The sequence below is a fragment of the Rhizobium sp. SVR5-9E genome (genome assembly GCF_056755095.1).
In genome coordinates, this window is record NZ_JBNDHS010000205.1 from 1 (window position 1) to 1,932 (window position 1,932).

The window sequence follows — 1,932 nt, forward strand, 5'->3', positions numbered from 1 at the left end:
AGGTTCAGCGCCAGGCGAAAACGGCCGGGATAGGGCAGCACGGCCGCCAGGATGCCGCGCGTCATTCGCTCCATGAACGGCCGCTTGTAGGTTTTTTCGATATGAACCCGGGCATGATCGACCAGATGCATGTAGTCGACGCCGGACGGACATGTCGTCACGCAGGCGAGGCAGGACAGACACCGGTCGATGTGCGTGACCACCTCGGTATCGGCGGCCCGGCCATTCTCCAGCATGTCCTTGATGAGGTAGATGCGGCCGCGCGGACTGTCCAGTTCGTTGCCCAGCACGACGTAGGTGGGACAGGTGGCGGTGCAGAAGCCGCAATGCACGCATTTGCGCAGGATCGTCTCGGATTCGGCGACATGCGGATCGGCCAGCTGTTCGGCGGTGAAGTTCGTCTGCATTGATCAGGTTTCCGCCATCTTGCCCGGATTGAGTATACCAGCTGGATCGAATTTTTGCTTTACGCGCGCCGATAGAAGAGCAACGGGCTCGGACTGCGGCTGGAATGCAGAGACTGCAGCACGCGCTTCGGCGCTTGCACGAACCAGCGTGGCATGGCCGCCGCCGCCGAGCGTCTTGATGTATCGGCGGATCAGCTCGGCCTCCGGATCGGCTTCCATCCGCATCCAGATCAGGCCGCCCTGCCAATCGTAAAACGCGTCAATGCCAGCTTCGAGGCGCAGTGCGGCGACGAGCTGATGGCCGATGCTCGGGGCGACGGAGACGCGCCAGACCGGACGCATTGTTCCATCGGCATAGGGAGCGACATCGCGGATATCTCTCCAGAGGCGGACACTCTCGCCGTGCTCCAAGCGCGTGACAGGTCCGAACGCCGTCATAGCCGCAGCAAGCTTGGTTGCCCGGGCGTCGACAGAACCGTGCAGGCCTTCGATGCGCAGACAGGTTGCCTCGCCTTCAGAGAGCGTGCTGTCGAGAAACTTCCAGGAGACGGTCATCGGCAAATGCGCGGCACCCGAGACGTCGACGGGCTGCGCCATCGCGACAGCCATTGCATCGGCCGCTTCTGCGTCGTTGAGGCCGGAGATGACCACCGTCTCCTCCGCCTTCGGCCGCGGCGGTACGCGAAAGGTGACCTCCGTCAGAAGGCCGAGCGTGCCGTGCGAACCAGCCAGGAGCTTGACGAGATCAAGGCCGGTGACGTTCTTCATCACCCTTCCACCCGCCTTGACGATTTCGCCCTTGCCGTTGACGAAACGAATGCCGAGCAGGCTATCGCGCGCCGCCCCCACAATGAACCGGCGAGGACCGGAAACGTTGGCGGCAAAGACGCCGCCGATGGTCGGCTCGCCCGAAGTGCCCATGACCGGACGGTGATCCATCGGCTCGAAAGCCATCATCTGGCCATTCTCCGCCAACGCCGCTTCGACTGCCGAAACCGGCGTTCCGGCGCGCGCCGTCATGACCATTTCGCCGGGGTTGTACGAGACGATCCCGGTCAAACCGACCGAACGCAGCCAGCCCTCCGCTTCCACGGCATTGCCGAAACCGGAGCGGGTGTTGCCGCCGCAGATGGCAAGCGGCCTGCCCGTGGCCGCGTGTTCGCGAATGATCGAGGCCGCCGCCTCTTCGGTCTCCGGCAGAAAATCGATCATGCAGCGCTGCGCCCATCAAGCGGGAAGACCTTGGATGGATTGAGCAGCCAGCCGGGATCGAAGGCGGCGCGCACTGCCATCTGTTGGGCGAGGTCGGCTTCCGAAAACTGATGCCGCATCAGATCACGCTTCTCGATGCCAACGCCATGTTCGCCGGTAAGGCAGCCGCCGGCGTCGACGCAGAGCTTCAGGATTTCGTTGCCCGCAGCCTCCGCCCGCGCTGCATCTTCCGGATCGTTGGCGTTGAACAGGATCAACGGATGCATATTGCCGTCTCCGGCATGAAAGACGTTTGCGACTCGCAGGCCATAGT

3 protein-coding genes are annotated in these 1,932 nt (G+C 63.4%); all 3 read right to left on the minus strand.

Features of this window, described 5'->3' with window-relative positions; genetic code table 11:
* Window positions 1-407, minus strand: a 407-nt coding sequence (locus ACPYOJ_RS34360) for a 4Fe-4S dicluster domain-containing protein (protein ID WP_481420223.1), incomplete at its 3' end; no start/stop codon positions are given.
* Window positions 408-410: 3 nt separating this feature from the next.
* Window positions 411-1,619 carry a glycolate oxidase subunit GlcE gene (gene glcE / locus ACPYOJ_RS34365; protein WP_481420224.1) on the minus strand — a complete coding sequence of 403 codons (1,209 nt, stop codon included), beginning with the start codon at window positions 1,617-1,619 and terminating at the stop codon, window positions 411-413.
* Window positions 1,616-1,932: FAD-linked oxidase C-terminal domain-containing protein (locus ACPYOJ_RS34370; RefSeq protein ID WP_481420225.1), on the minus strand; the 317-nt coding region annotated here is incomplete at its 5' end. The genes ACPYOJ_RS34370 and glcE, both read right to left, overlap by 4 nt.